Genomic DNA, 25,447 nt, shown 5'->3' with positions numbered 1-25,447 from the left:
GTTGCTTCGCTTTGGTACCCGCACTATTCCAATCATTCAGCAAGTCACTTGCGCAGGAGACAAACATGCTTCAGAAGTCACAGCGTCTGAAACGCATCCAGGTGGTCGCGGTCGTCTTTCTGACGGTCGCGGGCATCGTCAACTATCTCGATCGCAGCACGCTGTCGATCGCCAATCATCTGGTGAGCCAGGAGCTACATCTGTCGGCGTCGCAGATGGGGCTGCTGCTGTCGGCCTTTTCGCTCTCCTATGCGTTCGCGCAGTTGCCGGTGGGCGCGCTGCTCGACCGTTTCGGCTCACGCGTGATGCTGGGGCTCGGCATGCTCCTGTGGTCGCTCGCGCAGGTCGCGGGCGGCTTCATCCAGACACTCAATCATTTCCTCGCCGCGCGCGTGGTGCTCGGCGTAGCCGAAGCGCCGCTGTTCCCGGCGGGCGCGAAGGTGGTCAACGAATGGTTCGCGGTTCGCGAGCGCGGCCGCCCGACCGGCACCTTCATCTCCTCGTCGACCATCGCGCCGATGATCGCCCCGCCGCTGCTCACCGTGCTCATGCTGGCGTTCGGATGGCGCGCCATGTTCATCATCATGGGCGTGCTCGGCGTCCTGGTGGCGATCGGCTGGTACGTGGTCTACCGCAATCGCGATGAAGTCGCGCTCACCGACAGCGAGACCGCGCATCTGGACGAAGGCATGCGGAAGGCCGCGGACCGTCCGAAGGGCCTGAGCTTCGCCGAATGGGGCGCGCTCTTCAAGCTGCGCAATACATGGGGGATGATCTTCGGCTTCATGGGTGTGATTTACATGGTGTGGCTGTACCTCACGTGGCTGCCCGGCTATCTGGAAAAGGAGCGCCATCTGAGCATCGCGCACACCGGCTGGCTGGTGTCGATTCCGTATATCTTCGGTACGATCGGAATGCTGAGCAGCGGCGTGATCGCCGACTACCTGCTCAAGCGCGGCATGGCGCCGATCCGCAGCCGCAAGTGGCCGCTGTGCATTGGCCTGATCGGCGCGGCGGCGTTCACCGTGCCCGCCGCGTACACGCCGAGCACCACGCTCGCGATCGTCTATGTGTCGTGCGCGATGTTCTTCGTGAATATGTCGAGCGGCACCGCGTGGGCGCTGGTCAGCGTCGCGGCGCCGCGCCACCTCGTGGCCTCGCTCGGCAGCATGCAGAACTTCGGCGGCTATCTGGGCGGCTCGTTCGCGCCGGTGATCACCGGCATCGTCGTCGACCAGACGCATTCGTTCGTCAACGCGCTGCTGATCAGCGCGGGCGTCGCCTTTGCCGCCGCGTTCGTCTATCTGTTCGTCGTGAAGGAAGTGGCGCCCGCGCCGCTGCCTAACGCCGTCAACACCCAACCAACCTGAGCACTCGCTGCCGACTCACATGACATTCCAAGACCATCTACTCGAAGGCAAGGCCGCGCTCGTCACCGGCGGCTTCTCCGGCATCGGCGCGGCGATCGCGAACCAGCTCGCGCGGCTCGGCGCGAAAACGGTCGCGGCAGGTTTGCCGCTGCCCGAGGGCGCGCCGGATACGCTCGACCCCGCGATCCGGCGCGTCACACTGGATGTGCGTTCGGGCGACGATGTCGCCGCCGCGTTGCAGGCGTTCGAGCGGCTCGACATCGTGGTGAATTGCGCGGGCGTGATCAGCCGCGTCGAGGAACATCGCATCGAGGTGTTCGAGCGCGTGATGGACATCAACCTGAACGGCACGATGCGCGTGTGCTCGGCCGCGCGCGAGTTGCTGAAGGCGTCGTCGGGCTGCATCGTGAACACGGCGTCGATGCTGAGTTTCTTCGGCGGCGGACTGGTGCCCGCGTACAGCGCGAGCAAGGGCGCGGTCGCGCAATTGACCAAGTCGCTGGCGCTCGCTTATGCCGCCGACGGCATTCGTGTGAACGCGATCGCGCCGGGCTGGATCGCGACGCCGCTGACCCAGGCGCTGCAGGACGACGATGGCCGCTCGCAAGCGATTTTGGAGCGCACGCCGATGCGCCGCTGGGGCACGCCCGACGAAGTCGCGCAGGTCGCGGCGTTCCTCTGCACGCCGGCGGCTTCATTCATGACGGGCGCGATCGTGCCGGTCGACGGTGGCTATCTGGTCGCGTGACGGGCTGGCGCGCAATCGCTGACATGCGCACGACCACCGGCTGACGCCGGCCACCTTCCGGGCCGGAAAATAAAGGCATAATTGCCCAACCGTGCCCTACCCTCGCCTGATGTCCACCACCGATTCCAAGCCTTCCTCCAACGCCGGCGCCGCGGATGCCAAAACCGTTGCCGGCGCCGCCGCGTTCTCCAAGTTCATCGCCGTATTGCAACTGATCGCCGACGCGCAGACGCCGCCGAATATCGCGAAACTGAGCGCGGCGAGCGGCTATCCGCGCCCCACTGTCCACCGTATTGTCGCCGCGTTGCAGGCCGAAGGGCTGATCGTCGGCACGGGCGCAGGCAACACGTTCGCGCTCGGCCCGCGCCTCGTCAATCTGGCGAGCCGCAGCTGGGAGCGTTCGGACCTGCGCCTCGCGGCCGTCGACGCCTTGATGGAACTGCGCAACATCACCTCGGAGACGATCCACCTGGCCGTACCCAGCCAGGGCGAGATGGTGTACATCGAAAAGCTCGAAAGTCCCCACGCGGTGCGCATGGCCTCGCGCATCGGCACGCGCGTGTCGCTCACGTCGAGTTCGGTCGGCAAGGCCTATCTTGCGACGCTCGGCGAGGCGGAACGCGAAGCGCTGCTGAAAGACGCGCCGCTCGCGCGCTTCACCGAAAACACGCTCACCACGCTGAACGAGGTGCGCAACGAAGTGAACGTCACCGCCGAGCGCGGCTACGCCGAGGACCGCGAAGAAAACGAAGTCGCGATCTCCTGCTACGGCGCGGCGATTCGCGGCGTGGACGGACGCGCGGTGGGCTGCGTGAGCATCAGCATGCCGACCTTCCGCCATCAGGCCGACGCGCAAACGCGTTATATCGAGCCGTTGCTAGCGGCTTGCCGGACGATCGCGGCGCGCCTCGGGCCGGCCTCGGGGCGCTGACCCGCCGTTTCACCATTCATGCAACGGTGTCGCGCATCGCCATCGCGACGCGCAACGCCTTGACGACTCGGCTTCATCGGCCACACGGCCCGACGATGGCGGGGCGCTTACTCTCTCGGGGCCGCGCCGCGCGGTGACAAATTGGCGTCGGGCACGGAACCTGCGTCTCCATAGACCCGTTGATCGCAGGCCTGCAACGCCGACCGCCGGTCGATCGTCAGCGCCTCGCGATGTCAGCGGATCAATCGGGGCATCCGGTCGCGTTTTCCATCAGACGCAATCGGGGCCGTCCGTCGAATCGAACGAGGGAGAACAACGATGACCCTGCTCATTTATCTGGCTGGCTGGATCATTCTGATTGGCGGCGTGTCGTGGGGATTGATGACCCTGCACGTCGCTCAACACACGATCGAAATCGTGGCCGTCATTCTGCTCGGCGTGGCGGTCATCACCGGCGCGACCCGCGCACGCAACCGCGACCGCTCGTAGCAGCGCGCCCGGCCGGCGATTTTCGCGTACGAGAAAGGCGCGACGATGGACTACGAGTCGCTCGCGCCGGCACCGCGGGTGACGTTCTTCTGAACAACGATCCGACCTGAACTCAATTGGACGCCGGCCCGGCCTGCCCGGCCGCCCCGCCCGCCGTTGCCATCTCACCCGCGTGATCCGTGCCGTGCTGGATCGCGTAGATCTCGCGGTTGCGCGCAATCGTGGTCTCCGACGGCGGATAGTCGTTGGTCCGCACGGGCACCAGCCCTTCGGCCTGTGCCTGCTGCAACTGCGCGATCACGTCGGCCCGCGTCAATCCTGACGAAGTGGTCTGAGCAAACGCATTCGCGCCGAACGGCAGGCTGAGGGCGGCAACGGCAATGGCGGTAAGCAGTTTCATGATGTCTCTCCGGATATGAGCAAGAAATGAGTGGCCTGAACCACGCTTCCCATTCTTGTCATTCGAGTTGTCGGAGCACTGACCGGCGGATTACCGTTTTGTTATCCGGTCGTCGCGCTGCATCGCCGCGCCGGCTCCGCCGCCGCCTCGTGCCTGCCACAAGACCCCCAGATAACAGAACAGTAATCTAGCCGACCACGGTTGGTAAGCGCCCCGCCTTCACACTCCTGACTCATGAAGCCCGCGTCACGTCCGCTCATGCGCCCCTTGCGGCACTCGCACGACGCGCACCTTCCTTCGCTTCTCTTCAGGAACCCGTTATGTGGATCGTCAGGCTCGCACTAGGCCGGCCCTATACCTTCGTGGTCCTCGCCGTGCTGATCTTTATCGTCGGCCCGCTGGCGATACTGCGCACGCCGACCGATATCTTTCCGAATATCGACATTCCCGTGGTCAGCATCGTCTGGACGTATAACGGCTTCTCCGCGCAGGACATGGCCAATCGCATCACGTCCAATTACGAACGCGCGCTGACCTCGGACGTCGACGACATCGAACATATCGAGTCGCAATCGCTGAACGGCGTCTCGGTGGTGAAGATCTTTTTCCATCAGGGCGCGGACATCAATCGCGCGATCGCCGAAGCGGCGTCGAACTCCGCGTCGATCCTGCGCGTGCTGCCGCCGGGCACGCTGCCGCCGAACATCATCACGTACAACGCGTCGACGGTGCCGATCCTGCAACTCGGGCTCTCCAGCGACACGCTGTCCGAGCAGCAGCTATACGACCTCGGCAACAGCCAGATCCGCACGCAACTGGCGACGGTGCAAGGCGCCTCGGTGCCGCTGCCGTTCGGCGGCAAGGTGCGCCAGATCATGGTCGACATCGACCCGCGCGCGCTGCAGGCCAAAGGGCTCGCGCCGCTCGACGTGGTCAACGCGGTCAACGCGCAGAACCTGATCCTGCCCGGCGGCACCGCGAAGATCGGCACGAAGGAATACAACGTGCAGATGAACGGCAGCACCGACACGGTTGCGGCGCTCAACGACCTGCCGGTCAAGACGGTGGCCGGCGGCGTGGTGTACGTGCACGACGTCGCCCATGTGCGCGACGGCTATTCGCCGCAGACCAACATCGTGCGCAGCGACGGCAAACGCGCCGCACTGCTGACGATCGAAAAATCCGGCAGCACCTCGACGCTGACGATCATCCAGCAGGTCAAGGCGATGCTGCCGCATATCGCGGCCGGCCTGCCGAGCGCCTTGCACATCACCGCGCTAGCAGACCAGTCGGTGTTCGTGAAATCGGCGGTGGTGGGCGTCGCGCGCGAGGCGCTGATCGCCGCCGCGCTGACCGCGCTGATGATCCTGCTGTTTCTCGGCAGCTGGCGCGCCACGCTGATCATCGCAGTGTCAATTCCGCTCGCGGTGCTGACCTCGCTGATCGCGCTGTCGGCGCTCGGCCAGACCATCAACATCATGACGCTCGGCGGCCTCGCGCTCGCGGTGGGGATTCTCGTCGACGACGCCACCGTCGCGATCGAAAACATCACGCATCATCTGGAGAACGGCGAACCGCTGCACGACGCGATCCTGAACGGCTCCGGCGAAATCGCGGTGCCGACGTTCGTATCGACGCTGTCGATCTGCATCGTGTTCGTGCCGATGTTCCTGCTGTCCGGCGTCGCGCGCTACCTGTTCGTGCCGATGGCCGAAGCGGTGGTGTTCGCAATGATCGCGTCGTACTTCTTCTCGCGCACGCTGGTGCCGACCCTCGCGATGTATCTGATGCGCGCGCGCAGCCAGACGCCGGTCAGCGGCAATGGACCGATCGCGCGTCTGGTGCGCTTCCAGGCGGCCTTCGAGCATCGCTTCGAGTCACTGCGCGCACGCTATCGCGGCGTGCTCGGCGCGGCGCTGGCGAGTCCGCGGCGTTTCATCGTGATCTTCCTCGCGCTGTGCATCGGCTCGCTCGCGCTGCTGCCGTTCGCCGGACGCGATTTCTTCCCCGCTGTCGATACCGGCGAGATCCGCTTGCATCTGCGCGCGCCGACCGGCACGCGGATCGAGGACACCGCGCGCCTGACCGACGAGGTCGAGGCGCGCGTGCGTCAGGTGATTCCGAAGCAGCAACTGGCGGCGCTGCTGGACAACATCGGCGTGCCGGTCAGCGGCATCAACCTGACCTACGATTCGTCCGACCCGATCGGCCCGGAAGACGCCGACGTGATGATCTCGCTCGCGCCGAAGCACGAGCCCACCGCGCAGTACGTGGCGACGCTGCGCACGACGCTCGCGAAAGAGTTCCCCGGCGTCACGTTCGCGTTCCTGCCCGCCGACATCGTCAGCCAGATTCTCAACTTCGGCTTGCCCGCGCCGATCGATATCCAGATCGTCGGCAACAAGCTCGACGCGAACCGCGTCGTCGCCGACAAGCTGCTCGCGCAGCTGCGCGGCGTGCGCGGCCTCGTCGACGCGCGCATCCAGCAGCCCGGCGACGAGCCCGCGATCAACGTCAATGTGGACCGCACGCGGGCGATCCAGGCCGGCCTGTTGCAACGCGACGTATCGCAGAACCTGCTGATCGCGCTGTCCGGCAGTTCGCAGACCACGCCCAATTTCTGGCTCGATCCGCGCAACGGCGTCAGCTATCCGCTGATGGCGATGATGCCTCAGTACGATATCAACTCGCTGCAGGCGCTCGCCAATATCCCGATCGCGCAGAGCGGCGCGAGCTCGGCCGTGCCCGGCGCGCCCGCGCCGCAGAACCTGCTCGGCGCGTTGAGCACGCTGACGCGCGCCACCCAGCAGGCCGTGGTCTCGCACTACAACGTGCAGCCGGTGCTCGACATTTTCGCGTCGACGCAAGGGCGCGACCTCGGCGGCGTCGCGGCCGACGTGAACCGGCTCGTCGAGCAGATCCGGCCGCAGTTGCCGCCCGGCGCGTCGATCGTGGTGCGCGGCCAGGTGCAGGCGATGCACGATTCGTTCAGCGGCCTCGCAAGCGGTCTCGTGTTCGCGATCGCGCTGGTCTATCTGCTGATGGTCGTGAACTTCCAGTCCTGGCTCGACCCGATGATCATCGTCAGCGGCTTGCCGGGGTCGCTCGCGGGCATCGCGTGGATGCTGTTCAGCACCGGCACCCGCGTGAGCGTGCCAGCGCTGACCGGCACGATTCTCTGTATCGGCATCGCGACGGCCAACAGCATTCTCGTGATCAACACCGCGCGCGAATTCCACCACGGCGGCCGGCCGCCGCTGCAAGCCGCGCTCGATGCCGGGTTCGGCCGCTTCCGTCCGGTGCTGATGACCGCACTCGCGATGCTGATCGGCATGCTGCCAATGGCGCTCGGCCTGGGCGACGGCGGCGAGCAGAACGCGCCGCTCGGACGCGCGGTGATCGGCGGGCTCGCGCTCGGCACGGTTTCGACCCTGCTGTTCGTGCCGGTCGTCTACGGGATGGTGCATGCGTGGCTCGACCGACGCCGCGCGGCGCGCCCCACCCGCATCCAGGAAGCCGGCGTTGCCGCCCGAATTGATTGACTCCGACGAGACCTCGCCCATGAACGATTCATCACTTCCGCCCGACATCGCCGGGCGGACCGATCCGCCTGCGGACACAGGGTCCGCGCGACGTCCGCACGCCAGCGAAAGCGGGCGCGCCGACACTGCCGGAACCGGCGAAAGCACCCCCGCCGCCAGCAAACCGCGCCGCCGCCTCTGGCCGCTTGCGCTGACCGGACTCGCCGCGGCCTTGCTGCTCGCCGGCATCATGCCGCGCCGCGAGGCCAGCGCCGCGCTCACGCAGCAGACGCAGGCGCAGAGCATGCTCAGCGTGTCCGTCGTGACGCCGCGCGCCGCGCCGGCCGTCCACGAACTGCTGCTGCCCGGCGCGGTCACGCCGTTCGCGGAAGCGTCGATCTACGCGCGCACGAGCGGCTATCTGGCGCACTGGAACACCGACATCGGCGCACGGGTCACGAGCGGCCAGACGCTCGCGACCATCGAAGCGCCCGAGCTGGACGCGCAACTGCGCCAGGCCCGCGCCGACGAAGCCACCGCGCAAGCCAACTTCGACCTCGCGAAGACCACCGCCCAGCGCTGGCAGTCGATGCTGAAAACCCAGTCGGTCGCGCAGCAGGACGCCGACACCAAGTCCGCCGATATGGAGGCGCGCCGCGCGATGCTCGCGTCGGCGCAGGCCAATGTCGCGCATCTCGCGGAACTGGTGTCGTACGAGAAGATCACCGCGCCGTTCAACGGCGTGATCACCGCGCGCCACGTCGATGTCGGCGCGCTGGTGACGGCGGGCGGCACACCGGGCACGGCGGGGATGTCGGGCGAGCTGTTTCATCTGCAGCAGACGAGCGAACTGCGCGTGTTCGTCGACGTGCCGCAAGACGACGCGCCCTACGTCACGCCCGCCACCGGCGTGTATCTGAGCGCGCCGCAGTATCCGGGCCGGCGCATTGCCGCGAAAGTGGCGCGCAACAGCGGCGCGATCGATCCGACGAGCCGCACGCTGCGCGTCGAGGTCGACGTCGACAACCAGGACGGCGCGCTGATGCCTGGCGCGTATGCCCAGGTGCACCTGCAATTGCAGTCGAGTACCCCGGCGCTCGATCTGCCGGTCAGCGCGCTGCTGTTCCGGCCGGACGGCGTGACGGTCGCGGTGGTCGACAGCCAGGGCCGCGCTCAGTTGAAGACCGTGCATATCGGCCGCGATTTCGGCACGCACGTTGAAATCACGACGGGCCTCGCGGCCACCGACCGCGTGATCGACAACCCCGGCGATTCGCTGAGCACCGGTCAGCTGGTTCAGATCGCGCCGGCCGCGCATGGCTGAGCCCCGTCATCGAAAGGATTTGCCGATGTTTTCCCTGTCTGCTTCAAGGCCGCTGCTGCGCCGCTCGGTGGTTGCCACGCTGATCGGCGCCCTGCTCGGCGCATGCTCGACCTTGCCGCCTTACCAACGGCCCAGCGCCGCCGTGCCTGCGCAATACGCGGGCGCGACGCCCGGCTGGACCCAGGCCGCGCCCGCCGACGCGGCGCCGCGCGGCCCATGGTGGACCGTCTTCGACGATCCGGTGCTCGACCAGCTCGAAGCGCGCATCGACGTGTCGAACCAGACCGTGCGCAAGGCCGTCGCCCAGGTGCAGCAGGCGCGCTCGATGGTCGACTATCAGCGCGCGGGCTTTTTCCCGACCGTCACCGCCGGCGTCGCCCAGGACCGCTTCCGGACTTCGCAGAACGTCGAAGGAAGATCGCTCGCCGGCAAGACCGTGCCCGACTATTCCGTGGGCGTGGCGGCGAGTTGGGAGCCGGACCTGTTCGGCCGGGTGCGCGACGCCGTGACCGGCGCACGAGCCGACGCCCAGGCGAGCGAGGCGGACCTCGAAGGCGTGCGGCTGTCGATGAGCGCCGATCTGGCCGCCGACTATTTCGCGCTGCGCTCGCTCGACACGCAGAAGAAGCTGCTCGACGACAGCGTGAGCGCATACGCCGCCGCGTTGAAGCTGTTGCAGCAGCAACTGGACAACGGCGCGATCGACGCGTCGGCGGTCGCGCAGGCCACCACGCAGCTGGAGTCGACGCGCACCCAGGATACCGACATCGACGTGACGCGCGCGCAGATGCAGCACGCGATCGCCACGCTGATCGGCGAACCGGCGTCGACTTTCGCGCTGCCGCCGAACGGCTCGCGCGCGGCGCCGCCGGTCATTCCGGTCGGCGTGCCGTCGCAATTGCTGGAGCGGCGTCCCGATATCGCCGCCGCCGAACGGCGGGTGGCGTCGGCGAATGCGCGAATCGGCGTCGCGCGCGCGGCGTTCTACCCCGATCTGACGCTGTCGGCGAGCGTGGGACTGGAGAGCACTTTTTTCGCGCCGTGGCTAAGCGCGCCGAGTCTGTTCTGGTCGCTAGGCTCGCAACTGGTCGGCACGCTGTTCGACGGCGGCCAACGGCGCGCGACGCTGCATGGCGCGAACGCGCAGTACGACGGCACGGTCGCCGATTATCGCCAGTCCGTGCTGGTGGCGTTCCAGCAGGTCGAGGACAACCTGTCGGCGTTGAACGCGCTGGCCGACGAAGCCGCCAGCCAGCAGCGCGCGACCACCGCCGCCGATCTGTCGTTGCGGCTCACGACGAACCGCTACAACGCGGGCGCGGTCAGCTACCTCGACGTCGTGACCGCGCAGACGATCGATTTGACGAATCAGCGCATCGCGGATCAGATCGCCGCGCGGCGGTTGGAGTCGAGCGTGTTGTTGCTGAAGGCGCTGGGCGGCACGTGGGACGACCAGCGGCTGAACTCGACCGCGACGGCGCCAGCTACGGCGACGCCTGGCTAAAGCGCCGATGGACCACGCCGGCTAGCGGCCAGCCGTCATTCGCCGCGCCGGAACGTCAACACGAATCGCGTGCTGCGCGCATCGCTTTCGGCATGCGCCGAACCGCCATGCAGCTCCATGATCGTGCGCACGATCGCGAGCCCCAGGCCCGTCGAACCGGTTGACCCCTGCGAGAGCCCCGACGAAGGCAGCGCGCTGCGCGATGGATCGACCCGATAGAAACGGTCGAAAATCCGTTCGAGATCCCCGGCCGCGATCGGCTGCCCCTGGTTCGACACGGTGATGCGCACCGTGTCGGCCGAAGTGTGCGCGTCCAGCACGATTTCGCCGCCCGGCGGCGTATAGCGGATCGCATTGGCGAGCAGATTGCTGACGGCGCGGCGAAACAGTTCGAGATCGGCCGTGAGGCGCGCCGCGCCGCTCACGCTCACGCGCACGTTCGCTTCTTCCGCAATCCCTTCGAAGTAGTCGGCGATATGTGTCAATTCCCGCGCCGCGTCGAACTCGCGCATGTGTTTGACGAACTGCGGATGTTCGGCTCGCGCCAGAAACAGCACGTTTTCGATCATCCTCGACAGGCGGTCGCACTCCTCCAGATTCGACGCCAGCAGCGCTTCGTATTCGTCGACGGAGCGCGGCCTCGCCAGCGCGACTTCGGCGGCGCCGCGCATGTTGGCGAGCGGCGTGCGCATGTCGTGCGCGAGATCGGCAGTGAACCGTGACAGCCGCTGGAAGCCCTGATCGACGCGTTCGAGCATCGCGTTCAGCGACGCCACCAGCGCCACCAGTTCGCTCGGCACGCGCGCGACCGCGATTCGCGTATCGAGGCGATTGACCGTGACGAGGCTCGCGCTCGCGGCGATATCGCGCAAGGGCCGCAGCGCGGCACGGATCAGCAGATAGCCCAGCAGCATGGCCAGCAGCACACCGGCCACGCCGGCCAGGTGAAGCTTGTCGCGGTAACGGTCCAGCAGCAGCCAGCGGTCGCTCATGTTGCGCGCCACCAGCACGCTCGCCGTGTCGCCGTTGCGCAGCCGCACGTCGGTGAGGATGCCGCGAATCGGCGCGCCGGCGCGGCCGTGCCAGTCGCCGATGTCGGCGTCGGTGATGCGCGCGGTGGCGGCCACCCGCGTGAGCGGCGGCAACGCGGCAATGCTGGCCGCGCCGCTGGCAGCGTCCGGGGTTGTGTCCGAGGTCGCGAGCGCCGCACCGATGTTGTGCGCGAGCGCCCGCTTGCCGTCCGGGTCGAACACTTCCATCGACATCGCTTCATTGCCCAGCACGATGCTGGTCAGCCGCTCGCCATGCTCGCGAATTCCCTGCGCCGACTCCAGCTCCTGCATCAGCCGCCGCGCGTGGCGCGCCGCCAGCACGATGTCGAAATTGTCCTGCGCCTTGATCTGTCGTTCGAGCGCGAGGTACAGAAAACTGCCGACCAGCACGAACACCGCCAGGGTGGTGACACCGAATGCAAGCGCGAGCGTCGCGGCCAGCGAACGGCCGCGCATCAGGCGGCGTCCTTCACTTCGAGCACATAGCCGACGCCGCGCACGGTATGAATCAGTTTGACGGGGAAGTTGTCGTCGATCTTGGTGCGCAGCCGGCGGATCGCGACCTCCACGACGTTGGTGTCGCTGTCGAAATTCATGTCCCACACATACGACGCGATCTGCGTGCGGCTCAGCACTTCGCCCTGACGGCGCGCGAGCAGTTGCAGCAACGAAAATTCACGCGGCGTCAGATCGATGCGTATGCCACCCCGTTTGACGCGTCTGCGGCTCACGTCCATTTCGAGGTCGCCGACCTTGATCAGTTCGCTTTCGCGCGGCGGCCCACGGCGCGCGAGCGTGCGCACGCGCGCCAGCATTTCGACGAACGCGAACGGCTTGACGAGGTAATCGTCGGCGCCGAGTTCGAGGCCGCGTACGCGGTCGTCGACATCGTCGCGCGCGGTGAGGAACAGCACGGGCGTGGTGCGGGTGCTGCGCAAGGTCTTGACGACGGTCCAACCGTCCATGCCGGGCAGCATCACGTCGAGCACGATCACGTCGTACTCTTCTTCCAGCGCGAGCAGCAGCCCTTGCGGGCCGTCGTTCGCCACGTCGACCGCGTAGCCGGATTCTTCCAGGCCTTTCTTCAGATAGGCCGCTGTTTTCAGCTCGTCCTCGATCACCAGGATTCGCATCTTTTGCTCCGCTTTGCGTTGACCCTCAAATCATACCGTCATCGCCACGGCCGATGATTACGATCCGGTAATGTGCGTGCGCCCGGCGACCCGGCTGAGCGGCCCACGGCAACGCACTGCAGCCCGCCGCGCCGGGCCTGGTTCGCCCGCGCGGCCCGGCCCGGCGTCTTCCGGCGCCTTGCGGGTCCGCATGGCGCGCGCCCGGATGCGCGTGCCGCGCCGCCAATGCAGGAACCGCTCCCGCCGCCGTACCCGGAACTGTTATTCTTCCCTCTTCTTCGACCCTCATTTGGTCGCCAGCCGCCAACCGGCGGCACTCCCGGGCGGCGCTCGCGCGGCCCCCTCCGAGACACAGGAATTTGCATGTTCGGCTTTCTGCGCGGTTATTTCTCCAACGACCTGGCAATCGACCTCGGCACGTCGAACACGCTGATCTACATGCGTGGCAAAGGCATCGTGCTGGATGAACCCTCGGTGGTTTCGATCCGCCAGGAAGGCGGCCCGAATGGCAAGAAAGTCATTCTGGCCGTCGGCAGGGAAGCAAAACAGATGCTCGGCAAGGTGCCGGGCAACATCGAGGCGATCCGCCCGATGAAAGACGGCGTGATCGCCGACTTCAACATCACCCAGCAGATGATCAAGCGCTTCATTCAGATGGCGCACGAGTCGCGCATGTTCGCGCCGTCGCCGCGCATCATCATCTGCGTGCCCTGCGGCTCCACACAGGTCGAGCGGCGTGCGATCAAGGAAGCCGCGCATAGTGCGGGCGCCTCGCAGGTCTACCTGATCGAGGAACCGATGGCCGCCGCGACCGGCGCGGGGCTGCCGGTGTCGGACGCGACCGGCTCGATGGTCGTCGACATCGGCGGCGGCACGACCGAAGTCGGCGTGATCTCGCTCGGCGGCATCGTGTACAAGGGCTCGGTGCGCGTGGGCGGCGACAAGTTCGACGACGCGATCGTCAACTACATCCGCCGCAACTACGGGATGCTGATCGGCGAGCAAACCGCCGAGGCGATCAAGAAGGAAATCGGCTCCGCGTTTCCGGGCTCGGAAGTCAAGGAGATGGAAGTCAAGGGCCGCAACATGTCGGAAGGCATTCCGCGCAGCTTCACGGTGTCCAGCAACGAGATTCTGGAAGCGCTGACCGATCCGCTCAACCAGATCGTCTCCGCCGTGAAGATCGCGCTGGAACAAACGCCGCCCGAACTCGGCGCGGACATCGCGGAGCGCGGCATCATGCTGGCGGGCGGCGGTGCGCTGTTGCGCGATCTGGACCGGCTGCTCGCGGAAGAGACGGGGCTCCCGGTGTTCGTGGCCGAAGCGCCGCTGACTTGCGTGGTGCGCGGGTCGGGGATGGCGCTCGAGCGGATCGAGAAGTTCGGGGGCGCGTTTTCGTACGATTGAGCGAGCGCGACGGAGCGGGCGCGTCTGCTCACTTCGTCACGCAAGCACAGCATCTTTCGCATTGGCGGTGGCGCGATACTTTGAAGGTGAAAGTTCTCGCTACGCCGATCGCGCAACTTGCAGGAATAAGCACCACGCCTCGTACTGCTAGCCCGCAGCAACTCCCGTCAGATTTTTTTCTGCGCAACGCACGAACTTATACTCCGTACGTCGGCCCGCCCTCACACGGCTCGCCGCAACACGCAGCGGAGCCACAATGCACGACACACACACACGACTCGCCGGCACGCCGGGTGGCATGGTCACCAGCCCGCATGCGTTGGCGAGCGCAGCCGGCCGCGACGTCTTGCGTGCGGGCGGCAATGCGATCGAAGCGGCTATCGCGATCGGCGCGGCGCTGTGTGTGACGTATCCGCATTTCACGGGACTCGGCGGCGACGCCTTCTGGGTGATCGCCGACCGCCACGGCATGTTGCGCACGCTCTCGGGCATCGGCCAGGCCGCGGCGCAACTGCCCGCGTTCGACGGTGCGATCCCGCTGCGCGGCCCGGCGTCCGCGCTCACCACCGCCGCGACCGTCGACACCTGGCATCACGCGTATCAGATCAGCCAAAGCACATGGGGCGGCACGCAATCGTGGTCGTCGCTGTTCGATCGTGCGCTCGACTATGCCAGCAACGGCTTTGCCGTCACGCCATCCCAACATTTCTGGCAAAGCCTGCGAGCCGGGGAACTGAGTGCCTTGCCGGGCTTCGCGGCAACCTTCGCTGCGCACGGCAGGACTCCCGCGGTCGGCGAACGTTTCGCGCAACCCGCGTTGGCGAACAGCATCGAACGGATTGCGCGCTTCGGTGCACGCGAATTTTACGAAGGCGAACTCGCCGAGCGCATCGCGCGCGGCTTGCAGCAGGCCGGCTCGCCACTCACATCGAGCGATCTCGCCAACACCCGGGCACGCGACGAAGCGCCGCTGCGAGTCGCCTATCGCGGCGGCGAACTGGTGAGCCTGCGTCCGCCCACGCAAGGTGTCACGACGCTGCAGATCATGGGCACGCTGGAGCGCTTCGACATCGGCGCGATCCGCGAAGGCAGCGCCGATTACTATCATCTGCTGGTGGAAGCGGTGAAGTGCGCGTTCGTCGATCGGGACCGTTTCGTGGCCGACCCCGAGTTCAACGACGTGCCGGTCGATCAGATGCTGTCGCCCCCGACGCTCGATGCCCATGCGCGCTCCATCAACCTGCATCGGGCACGAGCATGGCCGCACGCGTTTCGTCCAGGCGACACCGTGTTCATCGCCGCGACGGACAGCGAGGGCCGCAGTGTCAGCGTGCTGCAAACGGTCTACTTCGATTGGGGCAGCGGCGTGGTCGCGGGCGACACCGGCATCCTTTGGCACAACCGCGGCGCATCGTTCAGCACGCAGGCTGCGCATCATAATGCCGTGCGGCCGGGCAAGCGGCCTTTTCATACGCTGAACCCCGGCATGTATCTGCAACACGGCCGCCCGCGCCTGCTGTTTGGCACGCAAGGCGCCGACGGCCAGCCGCAAACGCTGGCCGCCATTCTCACGCGGCTGATCGACTACGGCATGGACCCGCTTGCCGCGCTCGCGCGCCCGCGCTTTCTGCTCGGCAAAACGTTCTCCGATACGCGTGATGCGTTGAAGCTCGAACAGGACGCCGGCGCCGATGTATTCGCCGCGCTTGCCGCGCGCGGTCACGAGGTCAGCGCGATTCCTGCGCAAAGTCCTTTGGCGGGTCACCCTGGCGTGATCCGCATCGATGCGCACGGCGCGATTTCAGGCGCGCACGATCCGCGCAGCGATGGCCGCGCGCTCACAGTCTGACGAACTGCGCCGCTCGTCTCGCGCGTGCACGGCTTCACTGCGAACACCACCCCGCCCATCGTCAACCCAACGTAAATCGATCACGCGTCGTCACATAATCGCTCGCGCCGAAACGGCCTACCGGAAAGTAGTGTTGCAAACGCACGCGCCACGTGTCGATGTCGATCAACTCGTCGCGTGCGTGCAGCCGATGCACGCGGCCAATGAAAATCTGGCGGCTCGTCGTCTCCAGCGTCTCCCAGATCGTGCATTCGAACGCCACCGGCGCTTGCGCAATCCGCGGCGGCGCGACGTACGAACTCGGCAGCGGCGTCAAGCCGACTTCGGCCAGCTCGCTCACATCGGGCGGCAACCTTGCGCCGCAGCGATGCATTTTTTCGGCGATCGCCTCGTCGGCGAGATGCACCACGAACTCGCCGGTCCGCGTGATATTGACCGCCGTGTCCTTGAGCGTGCCGTCCGCCACGCGGTTGATGCTGATCATCACGATCGGCGGTTCTTCGCCGAGCATGTTGAACATCGAGAACGGCGCGGCGTTGATCGTGCCGTCGGCGCCGAGCGTGGTGACGAGCGCGATCGGACGCGGCACGATCAGGCTCGCCATCAGCTTGTAACGCTGGTATTCGGTGATCGCGTCGAAGTCAATTTCCATGTCGGGCCGCCTCGTGGGTGCTCGCGTGTCCGATGATGCCGAGCAACTGGCCGAGGCTTTTCTCGCCGCGCATGCGCGAGGTTTCGATGCGCTCTTCGAGATCGCGCAGATGCGCTTCCATATGCGCAATCGCGCCCGCCGCGTCGCGCGCCTCGATGCAATCGACGATCGCCGCATGCTCCGCGTGCTCGCACGGCGCATGCCCCGGCGGTTCGTATACACCGACGATCAGCGAGCAGCGCGACACCAGTTCCTTCAGATAGCTTTGCAGAATCGAATTGCCGGCCAGTGCGGCGATGCGCATATGAAAGCCGCTGGCGAGCGTCGCCCACGAAGGCTGATCGAAACGATGCATCGCGTCGTGCTCGCTCGCCAGTTGTTCACGCAGCGCCTCGATGTCGGCTAGGTTCGCGCGCTGCACGGCAAGCTCGACCAGCATCCGTTCGACGGAGCGGCGCGCTTCGAAGATCTCGCGGGTTTCCTCAGGGGTCGGCTCGGCGATCACCGCGCCCTTGTTCGGCCGCAGCACGACGATGCCGTCATACGCGAGCTTCTCCAGCACGCGCCGCACGACCGCGCGGCCGACGCCGAACAGCTGGCACAACTCGGGCTCCGGCAGCTTGGTGCCCGGCGTCAGCCGATGATTCAGCACACCGTCGAAGATCGCTTGATAGATGCGCGCATCGATGTCCGCTTCGTCTGCGGCGGTTTTCCTCGCGGCGGCGGCGGTCGTAGCCGCTTGCGCACTCATGCCGCGGCCGGGCGCACGATGCCGTCCCGCTCCAGATCGTCCATATGACTCGCGATCGCACCCGGCGTGGTGATCCACACGTCGCCTCGCGCACGCGCGGTGGCGACGTGTTCGAGCGCGCGGCGCAGATGCCGCAACCGGTACGGCTGGCCGACCAGATACGGATGCAGCGCGATGCCCATCACCAGCGCCTGGGGCCGCGTGCCGCGATTGGCCTGTTCGAGCATCTCGTCGAACTGATCGATGATCATGTCCGCGAACGCGCGGCCGTCCATGTGACGGCCCACCATCATCGGCAGATCGTTGAGTTCCTGTGGATACGGAATCGACCAGAGCGGCGCGCCGCGCGTGGTCATGCGCACGGGGCGGTCGTCGTGACACCAGTTCAGCGTATAGCGATAGCCGGTCTCGGCCAGCAGATCGGGCGTCAGAAGCGACTCCGAAATCCACGGCGACAGCCAGCCGTGCGGCGGCGTGCCCGATTCTTCCGCGATCCGTTCACGGCAATGCAGAAGCAACTCGCGCTCGCCGTGCTCGTCGAGTTCGCTCTGCCGGTGCGCGTTCGTGTGTCCATGACCGATCAGCTCGTCGCCGCGCGCGACGCACGCCGCGATCAACTCCGGGCAGTGATCGTAGAGCGCGGTGTTGATCAGCGTGCCGGCGGGCAGCGCGAGCTGATCGAACAGTTCGATGCAGCGCCAAGCGCCGACGCGGTTGCCGTACTCGCGCCAGCTATGGTTCAGCACATCCGGTTGCGGCGACAGCGGACCGAGCGCCGCACCGAGGCCCTCGCCGAATGCAAAGTGCTCGATGTTGAAGCCGAGATAGACCGCGAGTCCCGTGTCCCCCGGCCAGCGAAAAGCGTCGCTATCGGTGATCGGCCGGTAGGCGAAGCGGCCATGCGTGGTGAGCGCCTGACGCGCGCGGTTTGCTGCTGCTGGCATGTTCCGTGTGTCGTTCATTTGCAATAAGCCGTGGATGACGAAATGCGCCGGGCCCGTCACGGATGAACCGGATTGGACCGGGTCATGCCCCGAGACGGACCGGCTACGCACCGTGATCGCGCGAAACGAGCCTGCTGATCGCGGACGATCGACGCTGCGGATCGTTTGCAATATGTGAGCCAACTCGTAGACGTTAAGCACAACGGTGCGTCGGCGTTCGGTGAGCGCCGCCATGCAACGAATGGCACATGTCTTGCATTTGCAAGGCGTCGCATCGGCGGCGGCTCTATCGCCGCGCATGCTCCACTGTTCGCCGTTCACGAGGACATCGTCATGATTCAGCCTGCTTCAACGGTGCTCGAAACCCAAGCCGCCGATATCGAACTGGTGCACGTGTCGAAGCAATACGGCGAGTCGCTGGCCGTCGATGCGATCGACCTGCGTATCGACGGCGGCCAGTACTGCTGTCTGCTCGGACCGTCGGGGTGCGGAAAAACCTCGACCTTGCGCATGATCGCCGGGCATGAATCGGTCACCGAAGGTGACATTCTGATCGCGGGCCGCAACGTCACGCGCGCCCAACCCGCCGCGCGCGGCACGGCGATGGTGTTTCAGAACTATGCGCTGTTCCCGCATCTGAGCGCGCTCGACAACGTCGCGTTCAGCCTGAAGATGCGCGGCGTCGCCAGGGATGTGCGGCGCAGGCGCGCCGCCGCGCTGCTCGAACTGGTCGCGATGTCCGCGTATGCCGAGCGCAAACCGGCGCAGTTATCCGGCGGCCAGCAGCAACGCGTGGCGCTCGCGCGCGCGTTGTTGAATCAGCCCGGCTGCCTGCTGCTCGACGAACCGCTATCCGCGCTCGACCCGTTCCTGCGCGTGCAGATGCGCGCCGAACTCAAGCGCTGGCAGAAAGAACTCGGCATTACCTTCGTGCACGTCACGCACTCGCAGGAAGAAGCGATGGCGCTCGCCGATCTCGTCGTGGTGATGAGCCATGGCCGTATCGAACAGAGCGGCACGCCGCACGAAGTATTCAACCGTCCGCGCACCGAATTCGTCGCGCGCTTTCTCGGCGGACATAACGTCTTCAATACGAATGGGCGCCTGTTCACCGTGCGCGCCGACCATCTGCGGGTGGTGCCGCACGGCGTCACGCCGGTGCAGAACGCCAGCGGCGAGAGCGGCCTCACGCGCATCGGCGGCGTGCCCTGCAAGGTTCGCGAAGCCGAGTATCAGGGCACGCATCTGCGCATGACGCTCGACCCGCTCGACGGTTCGCCCGAATTGATCTCGCTCGTGAGCGACCGCGACTACGACGCGACGCGCTGCGGTCCCGACGCGCGCGTGGTGGCCTGGTGGAACGAGCAGGACGCGCATCCGCTGGCAGCGTGAGGGCCCGCGTCACAGCGGATCGCATCGCAGTGAATACAACGTCAACAGAGGAGAGCAAGCCATGAACGAACCGAACGAGAGCCCGGCAGCAGCCGCCACGGATGTGAAGGAAAAAGGCCTGTCGCGCCGCACGTTCATCAAGGGCGCGGTGGCCGCGGCCGGCATTGCCGGTTTCCCGTACGTGCATGCGCAGGAAAAGATCACGTTGCGCTACCTCGGCACGGCGGTCAATCAGAGTGCCGACATCGCGAGGAAATTCAAGGAAGACACGGGCATCGAGATTCAATACGTACCGGTGACCACCGACGACGTCGCCAAGCGCATCATCACGCAGCCCAATTCGTTCGATATCGTCGACACCGAATACTTCGCGCTCAAGAAGCTGATTCCGGCGGGCACGCTCGCGGGGATGGACGCCAAACGCATCAAGCTGGCCGACAGGATCACGCCCGTGCTGACGCGCGGTGAAGTGAACGGCAAGAAGATCGGCGACCAGGGCACCGCGCCGAAGAAGGTGATGTTCCTCACCGGTCCGCGCTCGACCGCATTCTCCGCGACACCCACCGAATGGATGACGTTGATCCCCACCACCTACAACGCGGACACGCTCGGCATTCGTCCCGACCTGATCAAGCGCCCGGTCGACAGCTGGGCCGAACTGCTCAATCCGCAGTTCAAGGGCAAGGCGGCCCTGCTGAACATTCCCGCGATCGGCATCATGGATTCGGCGATGGCGATCGAGGCGATGGGCCACATGAAATACGGCGACAAAGGCAACATGACGAAGGCCGAGATCGATCAGACCATCAAGATCCTGATCGACGCCAAGCACGCGGGCCAGTTCCGCGCGTTCTGGAAGGACTTCAATGAGAGCGTGAATCTGATGGCGTCGGGCGAAGTCGTGATCCAGTCGATGTGGTCGCCGGCCGTGACGAAGGTGCGCACGATGGGTATCGCGTGCAAGTTTCAGCCGCTCAAGGAAGGTTACCGTTCGTGCGCGTCCGGCTTCGGCTTTCCGCGCTCGCTGCAAGGCAAGAAGCTCGACGCCGCGTACGAGTTCGTCAACTGGTTCCAGGACGGCTGGGCGGGCGCCTACCTGATGCGCCAGGGCTACTACCCCGGCGTGATCGAGACCGCGAAGACCCACATGCAGCCGTATGAATGGGACTACTGGATAGAGGGCAAAGCAGCCGCGCAGGACATCAAGGCGCCGGACGGCCAGTTGCTGGAAAAGGCCGGCGCCGTGCGCGACGGCGGTTCATACACCGAGCGCATGAGCGCGATCGCGTGCTGGAACGCGGTGATGGACGAGAACATCTACATGGTGCAGAAGTGGAACGAGTTCATCGCGGCCTGATCGACGCCTGATCGACGCCCCCGCTGCGTAGTATTCGCCGGCGCATAACGCGCCGGCAGCGGTTTTTTCACCGCGCGGTCCCGCGCAGTTCTTTCCCGCGCGGCGTTTCGCCGCGCCAGTCATCCAGTCGACAACCCGCAAATGGCAACGATCGATCTTCCCTCGCACGCGCAGGTCGCGCCCGTCAAACATCGCCGCGCGCCCGCATGGTTGCAGGCGACGCCGCTGTCGCTGACCTTCCTGCTGTTTTTCATCGTGCCGCTGGTCATTACGCTGATCGTCAGTTTCTGGGACTTCAACGAATATCAGATCATCCCGGCGTTCACGCTGAAGAACTACGCGGCGATCTTCAACGGCTGTTCGTCGATCACCGATGTCTGCGTGAGCTTCAAGACCTATTGGTCGACCCTGAAGTTCTGCGCGATCGTATGGGCCGTGACGCTGCTGCTGGGCTTTTCGATCGCGTACTTCCTCGCGTTCCACGTGCGCACGACGAGCATGCAAACCGTCCTGTTCCTCGTCTGCACGATTCCGTTCTGGACTTCCAACGTGATCCGGATGATTTCGTGGATGCCGCTGCTGGGCCGCAACGGCCTCGTCAATCAGGTGCTGCTCGGTGCGCATCTGATCGACCAGCCGCTCGAATGGCTGCTGTATTCGAACTTCTCGGTGGTGCTCGCGTTCGTGCATCTGTACACGTTCTTCATGATCGTGCCGATCTTCAACGCGATGATGCGCATCGACCGCGCGCTTCTCGAAGCCGCACGCGACGCCGGCGCGAGCGGCTGGCAGGTGGTGCGCGACGTGGTGTTGCCGTTGTCGAAGACCGGCATCGTGATCGGCTCGATCTTCGTGATCACGATCGTGATGGGCGACTTCCTGACCGTCGGCGTAATGGGTGGCCAGCAGATCGCGTCGGTCGGCAAAATCATTCAGGTGCAGACCGGCTACCTGCAATTTCCCGCCGCGGCGGCCAACGCGATCATCCTGCTCGCCGTGGTGCTGATGATCGTGTGGGGTTTGACGCGAGTCGTCGATATCCGCAAGGAACTGTGAAGATGCAAGCCATTCGTGCCAAACATCGGGAAAGCCGTCCGGCAAGTTTTTACTGGCTCGCGCTGCTGTTCGGGCTGTTCGTGCTGTTTCTGTACGGGCCGGTGATCACCATTTTCATCCTGTCGTTCCAGGGCCCCGAGGGCGGCCTGACGTTTCCGATGCGCGGCGTTTCGCTGCACTGGTTCGCGGCGCTGCGCGACGGCGTCGGCGATGTCGATATATCGGCCGCGTTCGGGCGCTCCATCCGGCTCGCGCTGGCGGTCACGGTGCTGACCGTGCTGTTTTCGGTGGCGGCGGGCCTCGCCTTCCGTCGAAAATTTCGCGGCGACACGGCGGTGTTTTACGTGTCTGTAGCCAGTCTGATCATGCCGTCCATCATCGTGTCGCTCGGCATCGGCCTGACGTTCCGGCTGCTGGATAACGGCGTGAAGTACCTCGCGTCGGCATGGGGCTATCAATCGTTCGCCGACAGCTATACGACCTCGATGGGCCTCTTCACGTCCGCGCTCGGCGCGCATCTGACATGGACGCTGCCGTTCGGTTTGCTGGTGATGTTCGCGGTTTTCAACCGTTTCAATCCGGCCTACGAAGAAGCGTCGCGCGATCTGGGCGCGACGCCGTGGCAGAGTTTCCGCCATGTCGTGCTGCCGATCATCGGGCCATCGGTGGTGGGCGTCGCGATGTTCGGCTTCACGCTGTCGTGGGACGAGATCGCCCGCACGTCGCAGGCGATCGGCGATCAGAACACCTTGCCGCTCGAACTTCAGGGGCTCACCACGTCGGTGACGACGCCGGTCATTTACGCGCTCGGCACGATGACGACGGTGTTGTCGCTGACCGTGATGGGCGCGTGTCTGCTCGCGGTGCGGTTGCTCGCGCGGCGGCGCGCGGCGGCGGGGTTGCGATAGAGGCTTGCGCTTGCTCGACGGCCTGAATCATGTGGCACAGTATCGTCAGGCGCACGCACAACGCGTGCGCCACCGTCCAGCCCCATGAGCGACATGACGACACTGCCCGCCTACGAGCCTCCGGTCGACGAAAACGAACTATTGCTGAAGTGGATCCGCCGCGCACGCGAATCCCAGATGAGTCACTACGACATGGCCGACCTGCTGTCGGCGCGCGACCGCTGGATCGGCTGGCTGGTGACCGCATTGACCGCCTTCGTGGGCACGGCCGCGTTCGCGGCGCTGACGCTCACCGCGATCTCGATAGAAATGCGGGTCTTCGTCGGGATCGTGAGCGTCACGGCCGTGGTGTCGGCCGCATTGCAGACCTTCCTGCGCTATGCGGAGCGGGCGGAGAAGCACCGCGCGGCGGGTGCACGCTATGGCGCCGTGCGTCGCAGGCTCGAAGCGGTCTTTGTGGGCGACCCCGACGCGCGCGACGGCCACTACCTTACCGCGATTCGCGACGAACTCGACCGGCTCGCGGAAGATTCGCCGAACGTGCCGCCGCGCATCTTCTATCGCACGCAGCGCACGCTGTCGAGGGACACGTCACGCAGTCGCGATGCGTGAGCGATCGGCTGTGAAGCGTCGTTGCATGCTCCCGCAACACGGGCTTTACCCAACCGCGTTGCCAATCGAATCGTGATGGTCGAACCAGCACGTTCGAAAAAAAACTGGAACGTGCCCTGCCACCCGTCAACCGCCTCAAAGATCGTCGGCGCTGATCCCCAACTCCGCCGCCATGCGCCGCACCACCGTTTGCAGCCGGCTCACCTCGTCGGCCAGGCGCTTCTGCTCGGCCTTCACCGCCTCGAACGCGGACAACGGCACCGTGTCGTCCTCGACGCCTGGCTGCGCAAGCTCGCTCGCGCTCACTTCGCCGCACAGCAGATGCATCCAGCGGTTCTCGCGCTCGCCCGGCGTGCGGCCCAGCTTGACGACGCGCGGCGGATCGTTGGCAGCCAGCTCATCCAGAAACGCCTCGACCGACGAGATATCGGCAAAGCCATGCAAACGCGCGCTGTTCAGCCGCAATTCGGCGGCGGTCTGCGGACCGCGTAGCAGCAACGTGGTCAGCAACGCCGCCGACTGGCTCGGCAAACCGAGCACGCGATTCATGTTGTGCTCGAAGCGCGGCACGCGGCTGCTGCTGCCTTCTAGGGCGAGGCTCAGCCGCTTCAGGCCGTCGAGGGCGGTCAGCACCTCGGCCTCGGTCGCGTTCATCACCGGCGCGCGGCCGGTTTTCTGGTTGCAGCCGAGCGTCAGCGCGTTCAGCGAAAGCGGGTAACTGTCGGGCACGGTGTGCTGCTTTTCGACGAGGACGCCGAGCACGCGTCCTTCGAGCAACGTCAACGCACGGAGCGAAGGACGGGAGGAAGCATCGGGAGTGGAGTTCATAGATGATGTCGCGGCATGAGCCGCCGGGTCTCGTGGATGATGCGCGTTACCGTTGCACAGCTGGCGGCGCGTTGTGGTTTGTGGGCCCTATGATAAACGGCCCGGGGCGTCGCGGGGTCGCTCGGCTATGGCACGTCGATGCTGAGGATTACGCGGCACGACCAGGACGCGCTCGTGCTCTTCTTCGCGCCCGGCAATCGCATGCGCCGCTCGCCGTCGCGACTCCTCACGCCGTCTTCGAATACTTGAACGTCCCCTGCGCGCTCGCGATCAGCAGCTTGCCGTCCACCCACGCTTCGCCGCGCGCAAAGAAAATCGAGCGGCCCTGGCGCTCCAGAAAGCCCTTGGCCGTCACCCATTCGCCGAGTCCCTTGTCGAGATAGTTGGTGGTCAACGACAACGTGAACGCATGCCGTACCGGCTGGCCCGTGGGCGCATAGAGGCCCGCATAGCCCGCCGCCGCATCGAGGAGGGTCGCGATCGCGCCGCCTTGCAGCACACCCTGGCGATTGAGCTTGCTCGGGTCGATCGGCATGAGCAGTTCCGCGTAGCCGTCGCGCCATTGCGTCAGACGCACGCCGAGCGATTCGAGAAACGGGTTGTCGATGGGAAAGTCGGACATGTTCAAGCCCTTGCAGTTTTCAATCGGATGAGGAAGGCGCGCCGCGCGCGGCCAATGATGAACCGTGAGCATACTAGCGTTCGCTCTCCAGCAGCGCCGGGGCGGCCGTGCATCTCACCAGCCCGAGGCCACGCTCTGACGCACGATCCCGCTTTCGCTCCATGCCCAGGCTGGGCTCCACGGCAAATTCCGTCGCATCTGCTAGTGTTGTCTGATCAGCATCTCTTTCGTGGAGAGTCCATGCCAGCCGCCCGCCTAGCGAAGCACCAGCCGGCGTACAACACCGGCCGAGAGACTGACGACGCCACGCGCCTGAGCGACGCGCAGATCGCGGCGGAAGCGATCCGCCGCCTCGCGTGGGACGCCGCCGTGCCCGACCATACGGTCAAGGTGAAAGTCTCGCGCGGCCGCATCACGCTGCGCGGCGAACTGCAACGCGAACAGCAAAAAGCCGCCGCGCTCGAAGACGTGACGCGCCTGTTCGGCGTAACGGGCGTGTCGGATCGCACGGTCGTCAAGCCGGGATAGCGTCGGCCCGCGCCGGCTTGCAGAGGCGCCCGGCCGTGCCGCGCTATCTGCTGGTCCGCTGCGGGATGA

23 protein-coding genes are annotated in these 25,447 nt (G+C 65.9%); 15 read left to right on the top strand and 8 right to left on the bottom strand.

Annotated elements, in window-relative coordinates; genetic code table 11:
• Window positions 1-65: 65 nt before the first annotated feature.
• The 4 genes from PQR02_RS14880 (at window position 66) to PQR02_RS14865 (ending at window position 3,538) form a co-directional block, all read left to right on the top strand.
• Complete coding sequence (locus PQR02_RS14880; protein ID WP_408231810.1) at window positions 66-1,370, top strand: MFS transporter; 1,305 nt, start codon at window positions 66-68, stop codon at window positions 1,368-1,370.
• A 19-nt stretch (window positions 1,371-1,389) separates the two neighbouring features.
• Window positions 1,390-2,118 carry an SDR family NAD(P)-dependent oxidoreductase gene (locus tag PQR02_RS14875; RefSeq protein WP_408231807.1) on the top strand — a complete coding sequence of 243 codons (729 nt, stop codon included), beginning with the start codon at window positions 1,390-1,392 and terminating at the stop codon, window positions 2,116-2,118.
• Between the two features lie 109 nt (window positions 2,119-2,227).
• Window positions 2,228-3,049, top strand: a complete 822-nt coding sequence (locus PQR02_RS14870) for an IclR family transcriptional regulator (RefSeq protein ID WP_408231804.1) — start codon at window positions 2,228-2,230, stop codon at window positions 3,047-3,049.
• 318 nt (window positions 3,050-3,367) lie between these two features.
• Window positions 3,368-3,538 (top strand): hypothetical protein, encoded by a 171-nt coding sequence (locus tag PQR02_RS14865; protein WP_408231801.1) that lies wholly within the window; start codon window positions 3,368-3,370, stop codon window positions 3,536-3,538.
• 112 nt (window positions 3,539-3,650) lie between these two features.
• Here the strand turns inward: PQR02_RS14865 and PQR02_RS14860 are convergent, their stop codons facing one another.
• Window positions 3,651-3,938 (bottom strand): DUF4148 domain-containing protein, encoded by a 288-nt coding sequence (locus tag PQR02_RS14860; RefSeq protein WP_408231798.1) that lies wholly within the window; start codon window positions 3,936-3,938, stop codon window positions 3,651-3,653.
• Window positions 3,939-4,258: 320 nt separating this feature from the next.
• Here PQR02_RS14860 and PQR02_RS14855 point away from each other — a divergent pair, with 320 nt between their 5' ends.
• From PQR02_RS14855 to PQR02_RS14845, 3 genes are read left to right on the top strand one after another with little or no spacing between them, the layout of a single operon-like run.
• Window positions 4,259-7,480, top strand: coding sequence for an efflux RND transporter permease subunit (locus PQR02_RS14855; protein ID WP_408231795.1), 3,222 nt, complete (start codon window positions 4,259-4,261; stop codon window positions 7,478-7,480).
• Between the two features lie 19 nt (window positions 7,481-7,499).
• Entirely contained in the window at window positions 7,500-8,783 is a 1,284-nt protein-coding gene (locus PQR02_RS14850; protein ID WP_408231792.1) for an efflux RND transporter periplasmic adaptor subunit, read from the top strand.
• Window positions 8,784-8,808: 25 nt separating this feature from the next.
• Entirely contained in the window at window positions 8,809-10,287 is a 1,479-nt protein-coding gene (locus PQR02_RS14845; protein ID WP_408231789.1) for an efflux transporter outer membrane subunit, read from the top strand.
• Window positions 10,288-10,322: 35 nt separating this feature from the next.
• Here the strand turns inward: PQR02_RS14845 and PQR02_RS14840 are convergent, their stop codons facing one another.
• Both PQR02_RS14840 and PQR02_RS14835 read right to left on the bottom strand, forming a co-directional pair.
• Window positions 10,323-11,795 (bottom strand): heavy metal sensor histidine kinase, encoded by a 1,473-nt coding sequence (locus tag PQR02_RS14840; RefSeq protein WP_408231786.1) that lies wholly within the window; start codon window positions 11,793-11,795, stop codon window positions 10,323-10,325.
• Window positions 11,795-12,472 (bottom strand): heavy metal response regulator transcription factor, encoded by a 678-nt coding sequence (locus PQR02_RS14835; protein WP_408231783.1) that lies wholly within the window; start codon window positions 12,470-12,472, stop codon window positions 11,795-11,797. The genes PQR02_RS14840 and PQR02_RS14835 overlap by 1 nt, the downstream gene beginning before the upstream one ends.
• 363 nt (window positions 12,473-12,835) lie before the next feature.
• On the opposite strand from PQR02_RS14835, the gene PQR02_RS14830 reads away from it, so the two are divergent.
• Together PQR02_RS14830 and PQR02_RS14825 are read left to right on the top strand one after the other, a co-directional pair.
• On the top strand, window positions 12,836-13,879 hold the full coding sequence (locus PQR02_RS14830) for a rod shape-determining protein (protein WP_408231780.1): 1,044 nt from the start codon (window positions 12,836-12,838) through the stop codon (window positions 13,877-13,879).
• Window positions 13,880-14,135: 256 nt separating this feature from the next.
• A complete protein-coding gene (locus PQR02_RS14825) occupies window positions 14,136-15,728 on the top strand; it encodes a gamma-glutamyltransferase family protein (protein WP_408231777.1) in 1,593 nt (530 codons plus the stop codon).
• 61 nt (window positions 15,729-15,789) lie between these two features.
• Here the strand turns inward: PQR02_RS14825 and PQR02_RS14820 are convergent, their stop codons facing one another.
• From PQR02_RS14820 to PQR02_RS14810, 3 genes are read right to left on the bottom strand one after another with little or no spacing between them, the layout of a single operon-like run.
• Window positions 15,790-16,380: a flavin reductase family protein gene (locus PQR02_RS14820; RefSeq protein ID WP_408231774.1), complete on the bottom strand. Its 591-nt coding sequence runs from the start codon at window positions 16,378-16,380 to the stop codon at window positions 15,790-15,792.
• A complete protein-coding gene (locus tag PQR02_RS14815) occupies window positions 16,370-17,131 on the bottom strand; it encodes a GntR family transcriptional regulator (RefSeq protein ID WP_408231771.1) in 762 nt (253 codons plus the stop codon). Before PQR02_RS14815 ends, PQR02_RS14820 begins: the two co-directional genes overlap by 11 nt.
• Window positions 17,128-18,093 (bottom strand): polysaccharide deacetylase family protein, encoded by a 966-nt coding sequence (locus tag PQR02_RS14810; RefSeq protein WP_408231768.1) that lies wholly within the window; start codon window positions 18,091-18,093, stop codon window positions 17,128-17,130. Before PQR02_RS14810 ends, PQR02_RS14815 begins: the two co-directional genes overlap by 4 nt.
• A 315-nt stretch (window positions 18,094-18,408) precedes the next feature.
• Between PQR02_RS14810 and PQR02_RS14805 the strand changes: the two genes are divergently transcribed.
• From PQR02_RS14805 to PQR02_RS14785, 5 genes are all read left to right on the top strand, one after another.
• Window positions 18,409-19,467, top strand: coding sequence for an ABC transporter ATP-binding protein (locus PQR02_RS14805; protein WP_408231765.1), 1,059 nt, complete (start codon window positions 18,409-18,411; stop codon window positions 19,465-19,467).
• 61 nt (window positions 19,468-19,528) lie between these two features.
• On the top strand, window positions 19,529-20,824 hold the full coding sequence (locus PQR02_RS14800) for an ABC transporter substrate-binding protein (protein ID WP_408231762.1): 1,296 nt from the start codon (window positions 19,529-19,531) through the stop codon (window positions 20,822-20,824).
• A gap of 141 nt (window positions 20,825-20,965) precedes the next feature.
• Window positions 20,966-21,880: an ABC transporter permease gene (locus PQR02_RS14795; protein WP_408231759.1), complete on the top strand. Its 915-nt coding sequence runs from the start codon at window positions 20,966-20,968 to the stop codon at window positions 21,878-21,880.
• A gap of 2 nt (window positions 21,881-21,882) precedes the next feature.
• Window positions 21,883-22,788 carry an ABC transporter permease gene (locus PQR02_RS14790; RefSeq protein WP_408231756.1) on the top strand — a complete coding sequence of 302 codons (906 nt, stop codon included), beginning with the start codon at window positions 21,883-21,885 and terminating at the stop codon, window positions 22,786-22,788.
• Window positions 22,789-22,881: 93 nt separating this feature from the next.
• Window positions 22,882-23,400, top strand: a complete 519-nt coding sequence (locus PQR02_RS14785) for an SLATT domain-containing protein (RefSeq protein WP_408231753.1) — start codon at window positions 22,882-22,884, stop codon at window positions 23,398-23,400.
• Between the two features lie 135 nt (window positions 23,401-23,535).
• On the opposite strand, the gene PQR02_RS14780 is transcribed toward PQR02_RS14785, so the two are convergent.
• Together PQR02_RS14780 and PQR02_RS14775 are read right to left on the bottom strand one after the other, a co-directional pair.
• Window positions 23,536-24,228 (bottom strand): YceH family protein, encoded by a 693-nt coding sequence (locus PQR02_RS14780; RefSeq protein ID WP_408231750.1) that lies wholly within the window; start codon window positions 24,226-24,228, stop codon window positions 23,536-23,538.
• A gap of 226 nt (window positions 24,229-24,454) precedes the next feature.
• Window positions 24,455-24,850, bottom strand: a complete 396-nt coding sequence (locus PQR02_RS14775; protein ID WP_408231747.1) for a PaaI family thioesterase — start codon at window positions 24,848-24,850, stop codon at window positions 24,455-24,457.
• Between the two features lie 240 nt (window positions 24,851-25,090).
• On the opposite strand from PQR02_RS14775, the gene PQR02_RS14770 reads away from it, so the two are divergent.
• Entirely contained in the window at window positions 25,091-25,378 is a 288-nt protein-coding gene (locus PQR02_RS14770) for a BON domain-containing protein (protein ID WP_408231744.1), read from the top strand.
• Window positions 25,379-25,447: the final 69 nt, after the last annotated feature.

The sequence above is a fragment of the Paraburkholderia sediminicola genome, from assembly GCF_046026895.1.
Taxonomy (GTDB): Bacteria; Pseudomonadota; Gammaproteobacteria; order Burkholderiales; family Burkholderiaceae; genus Paraburkholderia; species Paraburkholderia sediminicola_C.
Note: the sequence above shows the minus strand (reverse complement) of the source record. Positions and strands in the feature narration are given on the sequence as shown.

Coding starts and splice junctions, on each gene's coding strand:
- PQR02_RS14880 (WP_408231810.1), top strand. CDS start 66: ATGCTTCAGAAGTCACAGCGTCTGAAACGCATCCAGGTGGTCGCGGTC.
- PQR02_RS14875 (WP_408231807.1), top strand. CDS start 1,390: ATGACATTCCAAGACCATCTACTCGAAGGCAAGGCCGCGCTCGTCACC.
- PQR02_RS14870 (WP_408231804.1), top strand. CDS start 2,228: ATGTCCACCACCGATTCCAAGCCTTCCTCCAACGCCGGCGCCGCGGAT.
- PQR02_RS14865 (WP_408231801.1), top strand. CDS start 3,368: ATGACCCTGCTCATTTATCTGGCTGGCTGGATCATTCTGATTGGCGGC.
- PQR02_RS14860 (WP_408231798.1), bottom strand. CDS start 3,938: ATGAAACTGCTTACCGCCATTGCCGTTGCCGCCCTCAGCCTGCCGTTC.
- PQR02_RS14855 (WP_408231795.1), top strand. CDS start 4,259: ATGTGGATCGTCAGGCTCGCACTAGGCCGGCCCTATACCTTCGTGGTC.
- PQR02_RS14850 (WP_408231792.1), top strand. CDS start 7,500: ATGAACGATTCATCACTTCCGCCCGACATCGCCGGGCGGACCGATCCG.
- PQR02_RS14845 (WP_408231789.1), top strand. CDS start 8,809: ATGTTTTCCCTGTCTGCTTCAAGGCCGCTGCTGCGCCGCTCGGTGGTT.
- PQR02_RS14840 (WP_408231786.1), bottom strand. CDS start 11,795: ATGCGCGGCCGTTCGCTGGCCGCGACGCTCGCGCTTGCATTCGGTGTC.
- PQR02_RS14835 (WP_408231783.1), bottom strand. CDS start 12,472: ATGCGAATCCTGGTGATCGAGGACGAGCTGAAAACAGCGGCCTATCTG.
- PQR02_RS14830 (WP_408231780.1), top strand. CDS start 12,836: ATGTTCGGCTTTCTGCGCGGTTATTTCTCCAACGACCTGGCAATCGAC.
- PQR02_RS14825 (WP_408231777.1), top strand. CDS start 14,136: ATGCACGACACACACACACGACTCGCCGGCACGCCGGGTGGCATGGTC.
- PQR02_RS14820 (WP_408231774.1), bottom strand. CDS start 16,380: ATGGAAATTGACTTCGACGCGATCACCGAATACCAGCGTTACAAGCTG.
- PQR02_RS14815 (WP_408231771.1), bottom strand. CDS start 17,131: ATGAGTGCGCAAGCGGCTACGACCGCCGCCGCCGCGAGGAAAACCGCC.
- PQR02_RS14810 (WP_408231768.1), bottom strand. CDS start 18,093: ATGAACGACACACGGAACATGCCAGCAGCAGCAAACCGCGCGCGTCAG.
- PQR02_RS14805 (WP_408231765.1), top strand. CDS start 18,409: ATGATTCAGCCTGCTTCAACGGTGCTCGAAACCCAAGCCGCCGATATC.
- PQR02_RS14800 (WP_408231762.1), top strand. CDS start 19,529: ATGAACGAACCGAACGAGAGCCCGGCAGCAGCCGCCACGGATGTGAAG.
- PQR02_RS14795 (WP_408231759.1), top strand. CDS start 20,966: ATGGCAACGATCGATCTTCCCTCGCACGCGCAGGTCGCGCCCGTCAAA.
- PQR02_RS14790 (WP_408231756.1), top strand. CDS start 21,883: ATGCAAGCCATTCGTGCCAAACATCGGGAAAGCCGTCCGGCAAGTTTT.
- PQR02_RS14785 (WP_408231753.1), top strand. CDS start 22,882: ATGACGACACTGCCCGCCTACGAGCCTCCGGTCGACGAAAACGAACTA.
- PQR02_RS14780 (WP_408231750.1), bottom strand. CDS start 24,228: ATGAACTCCACTCCCGATGCTTCCTCCCGTCCTTCGCTCCGTGCGTTG.
- PQR02_RS14775 (WP_408231747.1), bottom strand. CDS start 24,850: ATGTCCGACTTTCCCATCGACAACCCGTTTCTCGAATCGCTCGGCGTG.
- PQR02_RS14770 (WP_408231744.1), top strand. CDS start 25,091: ATGCCAGCCGCCCGCCTAGCGAAGCACCAGCCGGCGTACAACACCGGC.